This window comes from Micromonospora sp. MA102 (assembly GCF_025460765.1).
GTDB lineage: Bacteria > Actinomycetota > Actinomycetes > Mycobacteriales > Micromonosporaceae > Micromonospora > Micromonospora halotolerans.
Genome location: NZ_JAMWEG010000024.1, coordinates 16767 through 32192, shown reverse-complemented (window position 1 = coordinate 32192; position 15426 = coordinate 16767). Strand labels below are relative to the sequence as shown.

Here is a 15426-nt window from a genome sequence, read left to right as displayed (position 1 = left end):
TCCGGCCGCCCCACGACGGCGGCGCAACGAAGGGCACAACGAGGTGCACTACTACGACAACGTGGTCGAGCTGATCGGCAACACCCCGCTGGTACGCCTGCGCAACGTCACCGAGGGCATCCAGGCGACCGTGCTGGCGAAGGTGGAGTACGTCAACCCGGGCGGTTCGGTGAAGGACCGGATCGCGCTGCGGATGGTCGAGGACGCCGAGAAGGCCGGCCTGCTCCAGCCGGGCGGCACGATCGTCGAGCCGACCAGCGGCAACACCGGCGTCGGGCTGGCCCTCGTGGCCCAGCTCAAGGGCTACAAGTGCGTCTTCGTCTGCCCGGACAAGGTCAGCCAGGACAAGCAGGACGTGCTGCGGGCGTACGGCGCCGAGGTCGTGGTCTGCCCGACGGCCGTGGCGCCGGAGGACCCGCGCTCCTACTACAACGTCTCCGACCGGCTGACCCGGGAGATCCCCGGCGCCTGGAAGCCCAACCAGTACAGCAACCCGGCCAACCCGCGCTCGCACTACGAGACCACCGGGCCGGAGATCTGGCAGCAGACCGAGGGGCGGCTCACCCACTTCGTGGCGGGCGTCGGCACCGGCGGCACCATCTCCGGCATCGGCCGCTACCTGAAGGAGGCGTCCGAGGGGCGGGTCCGGGTGGTCGGCGCGGACCCGGAGGGCTCGGTCTACTCCGGCGGCACCGGCCGGCCCTACCTGGTCGAGGGCGTCGGCGAGGACTTCTGGCCGGAGACCTACGACCGGGGCGTGGCCGACGAGATCGTCGAGGTGTCGGACAAGCAGTCCTTCGAGATGACCCGTCGGCTGGCCCGCGAGGAGGGGCTGCTGGTCGGCGGCTCCTGCGGCATGGCCGTGGTGGCCGCCCTTGAGGTGGCCCGCAAGGCCGGCCCGGACGACGTGATCGTGGTGCTGCTGCCGGACAGCGGCAAGGGCTACCTGTCGAAGATCTTCAACGACAGCTGGATGGCCCGCTACGGCTTCCTCGACAACTCGGGCACCGAGCCGACCGTGGCCGAGGCGCTCGCCAACAAGCCGGGCGGCCTGCCCGAGCTGGTGCACGTCCACCCGACCGAGACGGTCCGCGACGCCATCGACTACATGCGGGAATACGGCGTCTCCCAGCTCCCGGTGCTCAAGGCCGAGCCGCCCGTGGTGACCGGCGAGGTGGCCGGCTCGATCGCCGAGAAGGACCTGCTCGACGCGCTCTTCACCGGTCAGGCCCACCTGCACGACACGATCGAGCGGCACATGGCCGACCCGCTGCCCATGATCGGTGGCGGTCAGCCGGTGAGCGAGGCCGTCGGGCTGCTGGAGAAGGCCGACGCCGCCCTGGTGCTGGTCGACGGCAAGCCGAAGGGCGTGCTGACCCGGCAGGACCTGCTCGCCCACCTCGGCGCGCGCTGACCCGTCAGGCACGAGGGCCGCACCCCGGCGGGTGCGGCCCTCGTCGCGTCAGCGGTTCAGCTCGGTCGGGACCGCCACCACGTCGACGTACGCGCCCTTGCGCAGCACGGTGACCGGCAGGCGAGCGCCGATCGCCGGGCCGAGCATCAGCCGCTGCAGGCCCTGCCCGTCCTGCACGGGCCGGCCCCCGGCCGCCACGATGACGTCGCCGAGGTAGAGCCCGGCCGTGCCGGCCGGGCTGCCCGGCACCACCTCGACCACCCGCAGCCCACGCCGCTGCCCGGTCCGGGCGGTGACCTCCGGTGGCAGCGGCACCGGCACCCCGGCCACACCCAGCCAGGCCCGGCGGACCCGGCCGTCGGTGGTGAGGTCCGCGATGATCTGCCGGGTGGTGCCGTTGATCGGCACGGCCAGCCCGAGGCCGTACCCGGCGACCGCGGTGTTGACCCCGACCACCCGGCCGGCCGAGTCGGCCAGCGCGCCCCCGGAGTTGCCCGGGTTCAGCGCCGCGTCGGTCTGGATGACGTCCTCGATGAGCCGGGTGACCCGCCCGTCGCGGGCCGGCAGCGACCGGCCCAGGCCGGAGACCACCCCGGCGGTGACCGACCCGGCCAGCCCCAGCGGGTTGCCGACCGCGACCACCAGCTGCCCGATCCGCAGCCGGTCGGCGTCGCCCAGCTCCACCGGCGGCACGGGGGCCCGTTCCGCCCGCAGCACGGCCAGGTCGGAGAGCGGGTCGGCGCCGACGACCCGGAACCCGGTCTCGGTGCCGTCGCCGAAGGCGGCCGAACCGTCCCCGGCGCCCTGCACCACGTGGGCGCTGGTGAGCAGCAGGCCGTCCGGGCCGATCACCACGGCGGAACCGGCGCCGGCGCCGCGCGGGGTCCGCACCGACAGGGCGGCCACGCTGGGCAGCACCCGGGCGGCCACGCCGGTCACCACCCGGGAGTACGCGTCGAGCGCGGCGGCCTCCGCCCGCTCGGTGTCCTCGGTGTCCATGCCGGTGCCAACGCGCCGGCATCGACGACCATGCCCCGATCCGCTCAGAGCGAACGGGCGTAGCGGAGCTGCGGGACGAGGGCGGTGCCGATGACGTCGTCGCGCTGCTCGCCGGTGGCGGTCCAGCCGCCGCGCTCGTAGAAGCGGCGGGCGGTCGTGTTCTCCTGGAGCACCCAGAGCACCGCACGGGACCAGCCCCGGGCCCGCATGGCGTCGAGGGCGTCCACCATGAGCGCCCGCCCGGTGCCCCGGCCCCGCTCGGCCGGCTCCAGGTGGATGGCGTTGAGCAGGCCGGTGGCCGGGTCGCCCTCGTCGTCCGGCCCCAGGTAGCTGAAGCCGACGAGCCGGCCGTCCCGCTCGGCCACGGTCATCCGGTGGTCCTCGTCCTCCCAGGTCAACCGCTCGGTCCAGTACCGGCCCATCGCCTCGGCGGTCGGGTCGGCCAGTGCCTCCGCGGGCAGGAACGACGAGTACGCCGCGACCCGGGACCGCTGGTGCAGGGCGCCGACCGCCATGAGGTCGGCCCCGCTGGCGGGGCGTAGGGAGACGGTCACCCGGCCGAGGCTACCCGCCGGGGCGGCACCGGCACGGTCATCAGGTCCTCGGCGACCACCAGCTCCCCGGCGAAGTGCCCGCGGGCCTCGTCGGCGAAGCGGCGCGGGTCCGCGTACCGCTGGGAGAAGTGGGTGAGCACGAGCGTGCGTACCCCCGACTCGGCCGCCACCCGGGCGGCCTGGCCGGCCGTGAGGTGGCCGACCTCGGCGGCGAGGGCGGCCTCCGACTCCAGGAAGGTCGACTCGATGACCAGTAGGTCGGCGTGCTCGGCCAGCGCCCACACGCCGTCGCAGAGCCCGGTGTCCATGACGAAGGCGAACCGCTGCCCCGGTCGGGTCACGCTCACCTCGTCCCGGGTGACGCGACGTCCGTCCACGTCCAGGTGGCCGTCGCGGAGGAGCTGCCCGACCGCCGGGCCGGCGATGCCGTACGCGGACAGCTTCTCCGGCAGGATCCGGCAGCCGTCCGGCTCGACGAGCCGGTAACCGTACGTCTCGATGGGGTGCCGCAGCCGGCGGGCCTCCAGCGTGCCGACGCCCAGCGTGATCCGCTGCCCGTCGGCCTCGATCGGCTCGACGGCCAGCTCGGCGGTCTCGTAGAAGCTCGTCGCGTGGCGCAGCCGGGCGAAGTATTCGGCGCCCCCGGCGGGGAAGTGCACGGCCACCGGGTGCGGGACCCGGTCCAGGGAGAGCCGCTGGATCATGCCGGGCAGGCCCAGGCAGTGGTCGCCGTGGAAGTGGGTGACGCAGATCCGGGTGAGGTCGGTGGCGGAGATCCCGGTGTGCAGCATCTGCCGCTGGCTGCCCTCGCCCGGGTCGAAGAGGAACACCTCGTCGTCCCAGCGCAACAGGTAGCCGTTGTGGTTGCGCTGGCGGGTGGGCGCCTGGCTGGCCGTACCGAGGATCGCCAGCTCGCGCATCGACACGCGCTGCCTCCTGCCGCAGACATGAAGCGACCCCCGGGGCTTCCGCGCTCGCGCGCGGGCCGGCTGGACTGGGCCGGCACCCCGGGGGTCGGGTGGCTGTCGTGGTTTCGCCGCACCGCTGCCACACGGTCTCGACGATGGTGCCTGGTGCCCGCCTCGCGGCGGACGGGTTTTCACTGTCGAGGACAGCGGCTAGCGGACAGCCACCTCACGAGTCCGATTGCTATACAAGTCTGGACCACCTCCTTTCCCGTGTACCGCCACGCTATCGACTTCCCATCGGGCTCGGCAACGGATTTGGATCACAGGCCCGACCCGGAATCCGGAGCGCCCGCCCGATCACCCCACGCCGATCGGGCCCTCGCGGGGGCCCTCCTCGGAGGCGGGCTGGACGGCCAGCGACGGGAAGTCGGCCAGGTCGCCCTCGGGCTCGGCGTCCCACTCGGGGAAGACCAGCGGCTTCTGGAGGTAGAGGCAGAGCAGTTGGGCGAGGTGCCGCAGCCCGTCCAGGTGGGTGCGCTCGTGCCCGTGGGTGGCGTCCACGCCGAAGCCGAGCAGCGCCACCCGGGCGTGCGCGCCCGCCTCGACCGCCGCCGCCACGTCCGACCGGTAGTAGTCGAAGACGTCCCGGACCAGGTGGACGCCGTGCTCCCGGGCGATCGCGGCGAGGTGCCGGGTGAGGTGGTAGTCGAACGGGCCCACCCCGTCGCCCATGGCCAGGGTGGCGGCGTCCTCCCGGGACTGCTGGCCGGGCGCGACCACCGCGGCGTCCACCGAGACGATCTCCGCGACGTCGGGGTCGAGGCCGTGGCTGGCCCCGTGCCCGATCTCCTCGGTGACCGTGACCAGCAGGTGCGCGGTGACCGCCGGGGTGACGCCCGCGTCGACCATCGCCTTGAACGCGGTCAGCACGGCGGCCACCCCGGCCTTGTCGTCCAGGTGCCGGGACTTGACGTACCCGCTCGGGGTGATCGTCGGGTTGGCGAGCAGGGCGACGAAGTCCCCGGCGTCGACGCCGAGCGCCCGGAGCCCGGCCTCGTCGGTGACCGGCTCGTCGACCCGGACCTCGACGAGTTCCCAGCCGACGCCCTGGAGGTCGACGCCGTCGTTGTAGCGGTGCCCGCTGGCCTTGAGCGGCAGCACCTGGCCGGTGATCACCCGGTCCAGGTCGTCGGTGAAGATCCGCACGTGGGCGCCCTCGGCGAAGCGGGCGCTGTGCGTGCCGATCGGGTTGACCTCCAGCCGGCCGTTCTCCTTCAGCCGCTTCACCATGCCGCCGATGGTGTCGGTGTGCACCACGATCGCCCGGTCGGCGCCGGTCGACCGCGGCCCGGGCAGGGACGCGCTCAGCGCACCGCGCCGCGTCAGGGTCGAGCCGATCCCGAGTGCCGAGAGCCGCTCGCCCACGTACTGCTGCACGTGGTCGGTGCGCCCCGACGGGCTGGGGATCTCCAGCAGCTCCACCAGCACCTGGCGCAGGTAGTCGAGGTCGAGTTCGAGGGGCGTCGGGCTCATGCGGCCCCTCCCGCCCCGGCCGGCGACCAGAGCCGCCGGGGCGCCCGGGTGCCGGGGAAGAGCAGGTCGACGAAGCGTTCGGCGGTCGGCTGCGGCTCGTGGTTGGCCAGGCCGGGCCGCTCGTTCGCCTCGATGAACACGTGCTCCGGCCGGTCGGCGGCGGGGACCAGCAGGTCCAGCCCGGTGACCGGGATGTCCAGCGCCCGGCTGGCCGTCACGCACGCCTCGGCGATGGCCGGATGCAGCTCCGCGGTCACGTCGTGGATGGTGCCCCCGGTGTGCAGGTTCGCGGTCCGGCGGACCGCCAGCACCTGCCCCTCGGGGAGCACGTCGTGCATCCGGTGGCCGGCCTCGGCCACCACCTCGCGGGTCATGTCGTCGATCGGGATCCGGGACTCGCCGCCGGTGGCGGCCGCGCGGCGGCGGCTCTGCCGCTCGATCAGCTCGGTGACGTCGTGGACGCCGTCCCCGGTGATCTGGGCGGGCCGGCGGACCGCCGCGGCCACCACCTCGTGGTCGATGACGATGACCCGCAGGTCCTCGCCCTCCCGCAGCTCCTCGATCAGCACGTCCGGGCAGAACCGGCGGGCCAGCTCGACGGCGGCGGTCAGCGCTTCCGGCGTGCGTACCCCGACCGTGATGCCGTTACCCTGCTCGCCCCGGGCCGGCTTCGCCACCACCGGACCGACGTCGGCCAGGAACGCCAGGTCGTCGGCGTCGCCGGTGGCCGTCCGGCCGCGCGGCACCGACAGGCCCGCCTCGGTGAGGATGCGCCGGGTGACGCGCTTGTCGTCGCAGCGGCTCATCGCCACCGCCGAGGTCAGCTCGGACAGCGACTCGCGGGTGTGGACCGTCCGGCCGCCGATGCTCAACCGCAGCTCGCCCCAGCGCGGATCGGTCACCTCCACCCGGATGCCGCGCCGCATCGCCTCGTCCGCGACGATCTTCGCGTACGGGTTCAGCTCGTCGTAGCCCGCCGGCATGGCCGGCAGGAACAGCCGCTCGTTGATCGGGTTCTTCCGCTTCACGCAGAGCGTCCCGGTGCGGTGGAAGCCGAGCCGCTCGTAGAGCCGGATCGCCCCCGAGTTCTCGGCCAGCACCGACAGGTCCACGTACGCCCGGCCGCGCGCGTCGAGCCGGTCGGCCAGCGCGGTGAGCAGCGCCTGGCCGGTGCCGGGCGGCGCGGTGTTGAAGTCCACGGTCAGGCACCAGAGGCTGGCGCCGTTCTCCGGGTCGCCGAAGACCGCCACGTGGTCCACGCCGGTGATCGTGCCGACCACCTCGCCGGTGGCGTCCTCGGCGACCAGGTGCAGGAACCGGTCGGTGCCGGCGTTGTCGACCAGCACGTCCACCGGCGCGGTGACCATGCCGTTGCGGGCGTAGATCCGGTTCACCGCGTCCGCGTCCCCGGCGTCGCGCAGCGGCCGGACGGCCAGCCCGGGGATCTCGCCGCTCTCGGTGGCCGCCGGCCGTTGCCCGCCCAGCGGCAGCCGATAGGTCAGCGACGGGTCGATGAACAGCTCGTCGGGGAGGCGGGAGACCAGCACGTGCGGGTCGCGCAGGTAGATGCAGATGTCCCGGGCGCCGACCGCCTCGGAGCGCAGCACGTCGGCGACCTCGACCTGCTCGGCGAAGGTCTGCCCGAAAACCAGCCGGCCCCAGCCGCAGTCCAGCACCACGCCGGACCCGCCGTCGGCCTCCTGGCCCGGTTCCGGGGTGCCGGGCGCCACCGGGTCGCCGCCCGGGCCGACCCGCTCCCGGCGCCGGCCCAGCAGCCGTTCCCGGTCGGTACGCGCGGCTCCGGTCGCGAGGGTGTCGCTCACGGTCAGTCGATTCCGTGGCTCTGGAGCCACATTTCCAGGAGTCCCAGCTGCCACAGCTTGTTTCCGTTCAACGGGGTCAGTTCGGCGTTCGGGTCGGCCAGCAGCGCGTCGACGTAGTCGGCGCGGAACAGGTCGCGGCGGCGGGCCTCGGGCGCGGTGAGCGCGTCGCGTACCCGGTCGAGGAGCTTGTCCTCCAGGTGGGTGAGGCCCGGAACGGGGAAGTAGCCCTTCGGCCGGTCGATGACCTCGTGCGGCAGGACCCGCCGGCCGATCTCCTTGAGCACACCCTTGCCGCCCTGGGCCAGCTTCAGCTCCGGCGGGCAGCTCGCGGCCAGCTCGACGAACTCGTGGTCGAGGAACGGCACGCGGGCCTCCAGCCCGTGCGCCATGGTCATGTTGTCCACCCGCTTGACCGGGTCGTCGGTGAGCATGACCTGCGTGTCGATGCGCAGGCCGGCGTCCACCGCGGTCTGCGCCCCGGTCCGGCCGAGGTGCGCGGCCACGAACTCCCGCGCCGGGTCGCCGTCGGCCAGCCACGCCGGGTTGAGCACCCGGGCCAGGCCGGCCGCGTCGCGGTCGAAGAACGCCGACGCGTACGTCTCCAGGGCCAGCTCCCGGTCGACGCCGGCCAGCGGCGGGTACCAGTGGTAGCCGCCCAGGATCTCGTCCGCGCCCTGCCCGGACTGGACCACCTTCACGTGCCGGGCGACCTCCTGGCTGAGCAGCCAGAACGCCACGCAGTCGTGGCTGACCATGGGTTCGCTCATCGCGGCGACGGCGGCCTCCAGCGGCGCCAGCAGGTCGCCGGTGGGCACCCGGATCTGGTGGTGGTCGGTGCCGAAGGTCTTCGCCACCAGGTCGGAGTAGACGAACTCGTCGCCCTCCCGGCCGCCCACCGCGTCGAAGCCGATGGAGAAGGTGGCCAGCCCGGACTGCCCCTCGCCGGCCAGCAGCGCGACCACGAGGCTGGAGTCGAGCCCGCCGGAGAGCAGCACGCCCACCGGCACGTCGGCCACCATCCGGCGGCGGACGGCGGTGGTCAGCGACTCCAGCAGGGCGTCCTGCCAGTCCCGCTCGGACCAGCCGGCCCGCTCGGCGGCGCGGGTGAAGGCCGGGTCCCAGTAGACCCGGTCGTGGGCGGTGTCGTCCGGCTCGTACACCCGGACTGTGGCCGGGGGGAGCTTGGCGACGCCGCGCAGGATGGTCCGCGGCGGCGGCACGATGCTGTGGAAGCTCAGGTAGTGGGCGAGCGCCACCCGGTCGATGCCGGTGTCGACGCCGCCGCCGGCGAGCAGTGCCGGCAGGGTCGACGCGAAGCGCACCACGCCGGGGCTCTCGGCCAGGTAGAGCGGCTTGATGCCGAGCCGGTCCCGGGCCAGCACGAGGCGGCCGGTGTCGCGTTCGCTGATCGCGACCGCGAACATGCCGACCAGGTGGTCGACGAAGTCGAGCCCCCACTCGGCGTACGCCTTGACGACGACCTCGCTGTCACCGGCCGAGAAGAAGCGGTGCCCCCGGGCCTGCAACTCCTCGCGCAGCTCGCGGTAGTTGTAGATGCAGCCGTTGAAGACGCCGGTGAGCCCGGCGGCCGGGTCGACCAGGGGCTGACCGCTGGCGGCCGAGAGGTCGATGATCTTCAGGCGGCGGTGACCGAGGGCGACCGGCCCCTGGGACCAGACCCCGCTGTCGTCGGGGCCCCGGTCGCTCATGGTGGCCGCCATGCGCTCCACCGCCGCGACGTCGGCCCGCGATCCGTCCCGCCGGAACTCTCCTGCCAGTCCGCACATGCCGCGCAATGCTGCCAGAGGTTGTTGCAGTTCGCCTGTTGAGCTGATGTCGGGGACGTTACGTCTTTGCTAGGATGCGCAACCTCGCCGAATCGGCGGCTGGCCTGGGCGAAGATCCGGTGGCCCGGCGGTCCGGGTGCCCGAATCGGGCCGGGCCCGCGGTGTGACAAACCCCGCAGGCCCGGGAAACGCTCGTCGGGTCGGTCAGCCGGCGGTGCGCGCCACGCCCACCGGGCAGCTCAGCCCGTTGGGACCGTGGTTGCAGTACCCGTTCGGGTTCTTGGTCGGCGCCAGGTACTGCTGGTGGTAGTCCTCGGCGAAGTAGTAGTCGCCGAGCCGGGCGATCTCCGTGGTGATCTCAGCCTTGCCGGCCCGGGCCACGATGGGCGCGAACGCGTCCCGCGAGGCCTGCGCGGTGGCCAACTGCTCGTCGGTGGTCGCGTAGATGGCCGACCGGTACTGCGTGCCGACGTCGTTGCCCTGGCGCATGCCCTGGGTCGGGTCGTGGTTCTCCCAGAAGACCTTGAGCAGGTCCTCGTAGCTGATCCGCGACGGGTCGTAGACCACCTGGACCACCTCGGCGTGCCCGGTCATCCCCGAGCAGACCTCCTCGTACGTCGGGTTCGTGGTGTAGCCACCCGCGTAGCCGGCCGAGGTGGTGATGACGCCCGGGAGGGTCCAGAACAGCCGCTCTGCGCCCCAGAAACAGCCCATCCCGAAGACGGCGACCTGCGCGCCCTCGGGGAAGGGACCCTTCAACGAGGACGGCAGCACCTCGTGCCGGTCGGCGATCGGCATCGCGATCGGACGGCCCGGCAGGGCCTGGTCGGGAGAGATCATCTCGGCCTTGATGCGGCGAAGGAACACGGTGGGACTCCTCTCTTGGCTTTCCCAGCGTGTGCAACAGCGCCGGTCCCGGGTTCCTTACCCGCGGTCCCGGCCCTCAGGCGAGCGCGGCGGCGATCCGGCCCGCGAAGTCCTCGGCCTCCGCGTCGTCGGCGTAGCGGGTCCGCGGCCAGAAGAAGCCACGCAGCCCGTCGCCCTTCGTCCGCGGCACGACGTGGGTGTGCAGGTGAGGGACCGACTGGGACACCTTGTTGTTGATCGCCACGAACGTCCCACCGGACCCCAGGCCGGCCTCCATGGCCACGGCGAGCCGCTGCACCAGCCGGAAGTAGCCTGGTAGCGCGTCGGCCGGCAGGTCGGCCAGCGTGACCAGGTGGGTGCGCGGCACCACGAGCACATGCCCCTTGAACACTGGCCGGGTGTCCAGGAAGGCCACCCCGTCCGCCTCGTCGGCGACCCGGAACGCCGGCACCTCACCCGCCACGATCCCGCAGAACACGCACCCAGCCACCCGCCCAGGCTAGGCGCTCACCCCCGAGGTCGCCGGTTCCCCGCGCCGATCTTGGTGACTTCCCCGTTCACCCGGAACGGCACCTCACCAACATCCAGACGGTGAGCCGGCGCGAGTGCCGGGCGGGTTCCGGGCGGTGGGACGGGCGGGCGGACTAACGTCTCGGGAATGAGTCACGGCTTCGAGACGCTCGCCATCCACGCCGGTCAGGACCCGGAGGCCCGCACCGGCGCGGTGATCCCGCCGATCTATCAGACCAGCACCTACGCCCAGGACGCCGTCGGCGCGCCCCGGCAGGGCTACGAGTACAGCCGCTCCGGCAACCCGACCCGGGACGCGCTCCAGGAGTGCCTGGCGGCGCTGGAGGGCGGGCCGGTGGGGTTGGCCTTCGCCAGCGGCCTGGCCGCCGAGGACGCCCTGCTGCGGACCGTCTGCAAGCCGGGCGACCACGTGGTGATCCCGGACGACGCGTACGGCGGCACCTACCGGCTGTTCGCCAAGGTGGCCGAACGCTGGGGGCTGGCCTACACCCCGGCGAAGGTCTCCGACCCGGACGCGGTGCGGGCCGCGATCCGTCCCGGCGCCACCCGGATCATCTGGGTGGAGACGCCGACCAACCCGCTGCTCGGCATCGCCGACATCGCCGCGCTGGCCGCCGTCGCGCACGACGCCGGCGCGCTGCTGGTGGTCGACAACACCTTCGCCTCGCCGTACCTCCAGCAGCCGATCGCGTTCGGCGCGGACGTGGTGGTGCACTCCACCACCAAGTACATCGGCGGACACTCCGACGTGGTCGGTGGCGCCCTCGTGGCGGCAGACCGGGCGCTCGGCGAGGAACTGCGCTACCACCAGAACGCGATGGGCGCCGTGAACGGGCCGTTCGACGCCTGGCTCACCCTGCGCGGCATCAAGACCCTCGGGGTACGCATGGACCGGCACTGCGACAACGCCGAGCGGATCGCCGCCTACCTGGACGGTCACGCCAAGGTCTCGCAGGTCCTCTACCCCGGCCTGGCGGCGCACCCGGGTCACGAGGTGGCCGCCAAGCAGATGCGCCGGTTCGGCGGGATGATCTCCTTCCGGGCGGCGGGCGGCGAGGAGCACGCCGTGGAGATCTGCAACCGGGCGAAGCTCTTCGTGCTCGCCGAGTCGCTCGGCGGGGTCGAATCCCTGATCGAGCACCCGGGACGGATGACACACGCGAGCGCTGCCGGCTCGCCGCTTGAAGTTCCCGGCGATCTCGTGCGACTGTCTGTCGGCATCGAGACGGTCGACGACCTGCTCGCCGATCTGGAGCAGGCGCTGGGCTGACCGCTGGCTGGGGAGGATGGCCGTGCAGGACATCATGCCGACGACCTGGGTGGGGGCGACCGCCAAGCAGATCGCCCGGGGCGTGCGCCGGGGTGACGTCTCCGCCACCCAGGTCGTGGCCGACCACCTCGACCACATCGCCCGGGCCGACGCCGAGCTGGCCGCGTTCCGCTCGGTACGCGGCGGCGAGGCGATCACCGAGGCCGAGAAGGTCGACGAGCAGGAGGACCTGGCCAACCTCCCCCTGGCCGGCGTGCCGGTCGCGGTCAAGGAGAACACCGCGGTGGCCGGCCTGCCGACGTGGAACGGGTCCGCCGCGATGCGCACCCCGGTGGCGGAGGCCGACCACGAGGTGGTCCGCCGGCTGCGCGGCGCGGGCGCGGTGATCCTCGGGGTGACCCGGATGCCCGAGCTGGGCCTCTGGGCCCTCACCGACGACGAGACCGGGGTGACCCGCAATCCCTGGGACCCGGCGCGGACCCCCGGCGGCTCCTCCGGTGGGGCGGCCGCCGCGGTGGCCGCCGGGCTGGTGCCGATGGCGCACGGCAACGACGGCCTCGGTTCGATCCGCATCCCGGCCGCCTGCTGCGGCCTGGTGGGGCTGAAGCCCGGCCGGGGCGTGGTGCCGTGCCAGCTCGGCGCGGACGACTGGTTCGGCCTCACCGAGCACGGCGTGCTGACCGGCACGGTGGCCGACGCGGTGGTCGGGTTCTCGGTGCTGGCCGGGCGCCGCCCGGACAAGCTGGTCCCGCCGCCGCGGCTGCGGGTCGGTGTCTCGCTGCGCTCCCCGGTGCGCGGCGTCTCGCCGGACGCGCCGAACCGGGACGCGGTCGCCGCCGCCGGCCGGCTGCTCGCCGTCGCCGGGCACGACACCGTTCCGGCCGACCCGGTCTACCCGACCCGGCTCGGCCTGCAGGGCATCGCCACCTGGTTCGCCGCGGCCGCCACCGAGGTGCAGGCCGCGGGCGTGGAGCGGCGGGGCCTGCAGCGGCGCAGCCGCCGGCACGTCGCGCTCGGCGAGTGGGCGCAGCGCCGGGGGTACGTGCGCGAGGCCGACCGGGCCGCCTGGCGCGAGCGGTCGGTGAACTTCTTCGCCGACCACTCGGTCGACCTGCTGCTCACCCCGGCGCTGGCCGGCCCGCCGCCGGAGGCCGCCGGCTGGTCCGGCCGCTCCTGGCTGGCCAACATGAAGGCCAACATCCGGTACGCCCCGTACGCCGCACCCTGGAACATCGCCGGGCTGCCGGCGATCGTGGTGCCGGTCGGCCGCCGCCCGGACGGGCTGCCGGTCGCCGTGCAGTTCGTCGGCCCGCCCGGCTCGGAGCTGCTGCTGCTCGGCGTCGCCGGCCAGTTCGAGATGCAGGCGCCGTGGCAGCGGCACGCCCCCGGCTACCCCCGGGTCGGGACGGGGTCGCCGGCACGCGCATGATCGTCTAGCGTGTGCGCACCTCCTGCCCGCGCACACCACCCGGACGGTCGACATGCACTGCCAGACCTGCGGGGACGCCGTGTCCCCGGCCGACAACGCGTGCCCGCGTTGCGGCACGCTCCCCGGCCAGCCCGCGGTGCTGCCTGGCGTGTCCACGTACGCCGTCCGCGGCCTCGGCACGGCGGCCGCCGTCGCGGTCGGCGCGGCGACCGTGCTCTACCTGCCGGGCGCGCTGTTCCCCCTGATCGGCGTCCGCATCGCCCGCGCGGCGGCCGAGCAGACCGACCGCGACCTGCTGATGGGCGCGGCCGTGGCCGAGGTGCTGCTCGTCCTGCCCTACCTCGTCGCCCTGCTGGTCGCCGCCATCCTGGTCATCGTCTGGACCTGGCGGGCGCGGAAGAACATCGAGGCGTTCCCGGGCGCCCAGCCGGCGCTGGGTCCCGGTTGGGCGATCGCCGGCTGGCTGGTGCCGATCGCCAACCTCGTCGTGCCGGCCCGGGTGGTGGCGAGCGTGGCCCGGAACAGCATGTGGCGGCGCAGCACGCCCGTGCTGGTCGGCGTCTGGTGGGCGGCCTGGCTGGTGTTCATTGTCGGCGACCGCATCGTCAGCCGCAGCGAGGAGCAGCGGTACGCCCAGCTCACCGAGTGGCCCCGCAACGACGTGGAGTTCGGCACATACGTCCGCTTCTACCAGGACGCGCTGGGCCCGCGGCTGATCCCCGTCGTCGCCGTGCTGGTGGCGGGGCTCTCCTTCGTGGTGCTGATCCGGCGGATCTCCGCCGCCCAGCAGGACCGCATCGCCCGGGCGGTCCCGGTCTGGCCGGCCCACCCCGGCTGGCCGCTGCCCGGTGCGGTCCTCCCGGCGCCCGGAACCGCCTCCGGCCACCCGACGCAGCCCGTCACCGGCGTGTCGCCCCAGGTGGCGACAGCTCCGTCGGTGACGTCGCCGCAGGTTCCACCGGCCCCGGGTGGCACGATCGGGGCATGACGGAACTGGTCGGTCTCGCCGATGTACAGGCCGCGCGGGAACTGCTCGCCGGCGTCACCCGCACCACCCCGCTGGAGCCGTCCCGGCCGCTCAGCGCCGCGCTCGGCGGGCCGACCTGGTTGAAGTGCGAGAACGTGCAGCGCGCCGGGTCGTACAAGGTGCGCGGCGCGTACGTGCGGATCTCCCGGCTCTCGGCCGAGGAGCGGCAACGCGGGGTGGTCGCGGCGAGCGCCGGCAACCACGCCCAGGGGGTCGCGCTCGCCGCCGGCCTGGTCGGCACGCACGCCACCGTCTTCATGCCGGTCAACGCGCCGCTGCCGAAGGTGGCCGCCACCAAGGGGTACGGGGCCCAGGTCGAGCTGGTCGGCAACACGGTGGACGAGTCGCTGGTGGCGGCGCAGACCTTCGCCGAGCGGACCGGGGCGGTGTTCATCCACCCGTTCGACCACCGGGACGTCATCGCGGGTCAGGGCACCGTGGCCCTGGAGATCCTCGAACAGTGCCCGGACGTGAAGACCATCGTGACCGGGGTGGGCGGCGGCGGGCTGATCTCCGGCCTGGCGGTGGTCGCCAAGGCGCTGCGTCCCGACGTACGCGTGATCGGGGTGCAGGCGGCGAGCGCCGCCGCCTTCCCGCCCTCGCTGAAGGCCGGCGAGCCGGTCCGGCTGCCCTTCTTCTCGACGATCGCCGACGGGATCGCGGTCGGCCGCCCCGGCGAGCTGACCTTCACCCACGTCCGCAAGCTGGTCGACGAGATCGTCACGGTCTCCGAGGAGGACATCTCCCGGGCGCTGCTGATGCTGCTGGAGCGCGGCAAGCAGGTCGTGGAGCCGGCCGGCGCGGTCGGCGTGGCGGCGCTGCTGGCCGGGGTGGTGGAGGTCCAGGCGCCGGTGGTGGCCGTGCTGTCCGGCGGCAACATCGACCCGCTGCTGATGCTGCGCGTGATCGAGCACGGCCTGGCGGCGGCCGGTCGCTACCTGCGGATCACCGTCCGCTGCACGGACCGGCCGGGCCAGCTCGCCTCCCTGCTCGGTGAGATCGCCGAGCACCGGGCCAACGTGGTCGACGTGGTGCACCAGCGCGCCAACCCGCACCTGCGGCTCGGCGAGGTGGAGGTCGGGCTGTCGGTGGAGACCCGCGGTGTCGAGCACTCGGACACCCTGATCAGCGCCCTGCGGGCGAGCGGCTACCAGGTGGTCTTCGCCGGCGAGGGGTGAGCCCTGAGACGCGACCGCCCCGGCCGGACGGTGCCGGTCGGGGCGGTCGGGGTGTTCCGGCTCGGGTCCGAGGAGCCTGTCAGCCTCGGTCGGGTCGGACCCGAGC

General features: G+C 73.8%; 13 protein-coding genes. 5 read left to right on the top strand and 8 right to left on the bottom strand.

The window, feature by feature from the left end; all coding sequences use genetic code 11:
• Positions 1-43: 43 nt before the first annotated feature.
• Positions 44-1414: a cystathionine beta-synthase gene (locus NFX44_RS30510; RefSeq protein ID WP_262287056.1), complete on the top strand. Its 1371-nt coding sequence runs from the start codon at positions 44-46 to the stop codon at positions 1412-1414.
• A 48-nt stretch (positions 1415-1462) separates the two neighbouring features.
• Here the strand turns inward: NFX44_RS30510 and NFX44_RS30505 are convergent, their stop codons facing one another.
• The 8 genes from NFX44_RS30505 to NFX44_RS30470 all read right to left on the bottom strand — a co-directional run bounded on the left by NFX44_RS30505 (position 1463) and on the right by NFX44_RS30470 (position 10375).
• Positions 1463-2413, bottom strand: coding sequence for a S1C family serine protease (locus NFX44_RS30505; RefSeq protein ID WP_262287055.1), 951 nt, complete (start codon positions 2411-2413; stop codon positions 1463-1465).
• 44 nt (positions 2414-2457) lie between these two features.
• Positions 2458-2967, bottom strand: a complete 510-nt coding sequence (locus NFX44_RS30500) for a GNAT family N-acetyltransferase (RefSeq protein ID WP_262287054.1) — start codon at positions 2965-2967, stop codon at positions 2458-2460.
• Positions 2964-3893 carry a ribonuclease Z gene (locus NFX44_RS30495; RefSeq protein WP_262287053.1) on the bottom strand — a complete coding sequence of 310 codons (930 nt, stop codon included), beginning with the start codon at positions 3891-3893 and terminating at the stop codon, positions 2964-2966. The genes NFX44_RS30500 and NFX44_RS30495 overlap by 4 nt, the downstream gene beginning before the upstream one ends.
• A 339-nt stretch (positions 3894-4232) precedes the next feature.
• On the bottom strand, positions 4233-5408 hold the full coding sequence (locus NFX44_RS30490) for an osmoprotectant NAGGN system M42 family peptidase (protein WP_262287052.1): 1176 nt from the start codon (positions 5406-5408) through the stop codon (positions 4233-4235).
• Positions 5405-7231: an N-acetylglutaminylglutamine synthetase gene (gene ngg, locus NFX44_RS30485; RefSeq protein WP_262287051.1), complete on the bottom strand. Its 1827-nt coding sequence runs from the start codon at positions 7229-7231 to the stop codon at positions 5405-5407. Before ngg ends, NFX44_RS30490 begins: the two co-directional genes overlap by 4 nt.
• Before the next feature lie 2 nt (positions 7232-7233).
• Entirely contained in the window at positions 7234-9018 is a 1785-nt protein-coding gene (locus NFX44_RS30480; protein ID WP_262287050.1) for an N-acetylglutaminylglutamine amidotransferase, read from the bottom strand.
• A 204-nt stretch (positions 9019-9222) separates the two neighbouring features.
• Positions 9223-9885 carry a peptide-methionine (S)-S-oxide reductase MsrA gene (gene msrA / locus NFX44_RS30475; RefSeq protein WP_262287049.1) on the bottom strand — a complete coding sequence of 221 codons (663 nt, stop codon included), beginning with the start codon at positions 9883-9885 and terminating at the stop codon, positions 9223-9225.
• A 76-nt stretch (positions 9886-9961) separates the two neighbouring features.
• Positions 9962-10375: an HIT family protein gene (locus NFX44_RS30470; RefSeq protein WP_262287048.1), complete on the bottom strand. Its 414-nt coding sequence runs from the start codon at positions 10373-10375 to the stop codon at positions 9962-9964.
• Positions 10376-10543: 168 nt separating this feature from the next.
• Here NFX44_RS30470 and NFX44_RS30465 point away from each other — a divergent pair, with 168 nt between their 5' ends.
• From NFX44_RS30465 to ilvA, 4 genes are all read left to right on the top strand, one after another.
• Positions 10544-11686: a cystathionine gamma-synthase gene (locus NFX44_RS30465; RefSeq protein WP_262287047.1), complete on the top strand. Its 1143-nt coding sequence runs from the start codon at positions 10544-10546 to the stop codon at positions 11684-11686.
• Positions 11687-11702: 16 nt separating this feature from the next.
• Positions 11703-13115: an amidase gene (locus tag NFX44_RS30460; protein WP_262287046.1), complete on the top strand. Its 1413-nt coding sequence runs from the start codon at positions 11703-11705 to the stop codon at positions 13113-13115.
• A gap of 148 nt (positions 13116-13263) precedes the next feature.
• Positions 13264-14103 carry a DUF4328 domain-containing protein gene (locus NFX44_RS30455; RefSeq protein ID WP_262287045.1) on the top strand — a complete coding sequence of 280 codons (840 nt, stop codon included), beginning with the start codon at positions 13264-13266 and terminating at the stop codon, positions 14101-14103.
• Positions 14100-15320 (top strand): threonine ammonia-lyase, encoded by a 1221-nt coding sequence (gene ilvA / locus NFX44_RS30450; protein WP_262287044.1) that lies wholly within the window; start codon positions 14100-14102, stop codon positions 15318-15320. Before NFX44_RS30455 ends, ilvA begins: the two co-directional genes overlap by 4 nt.
• Positions 15321-15426: the final 106 nt, after the last annotated feature.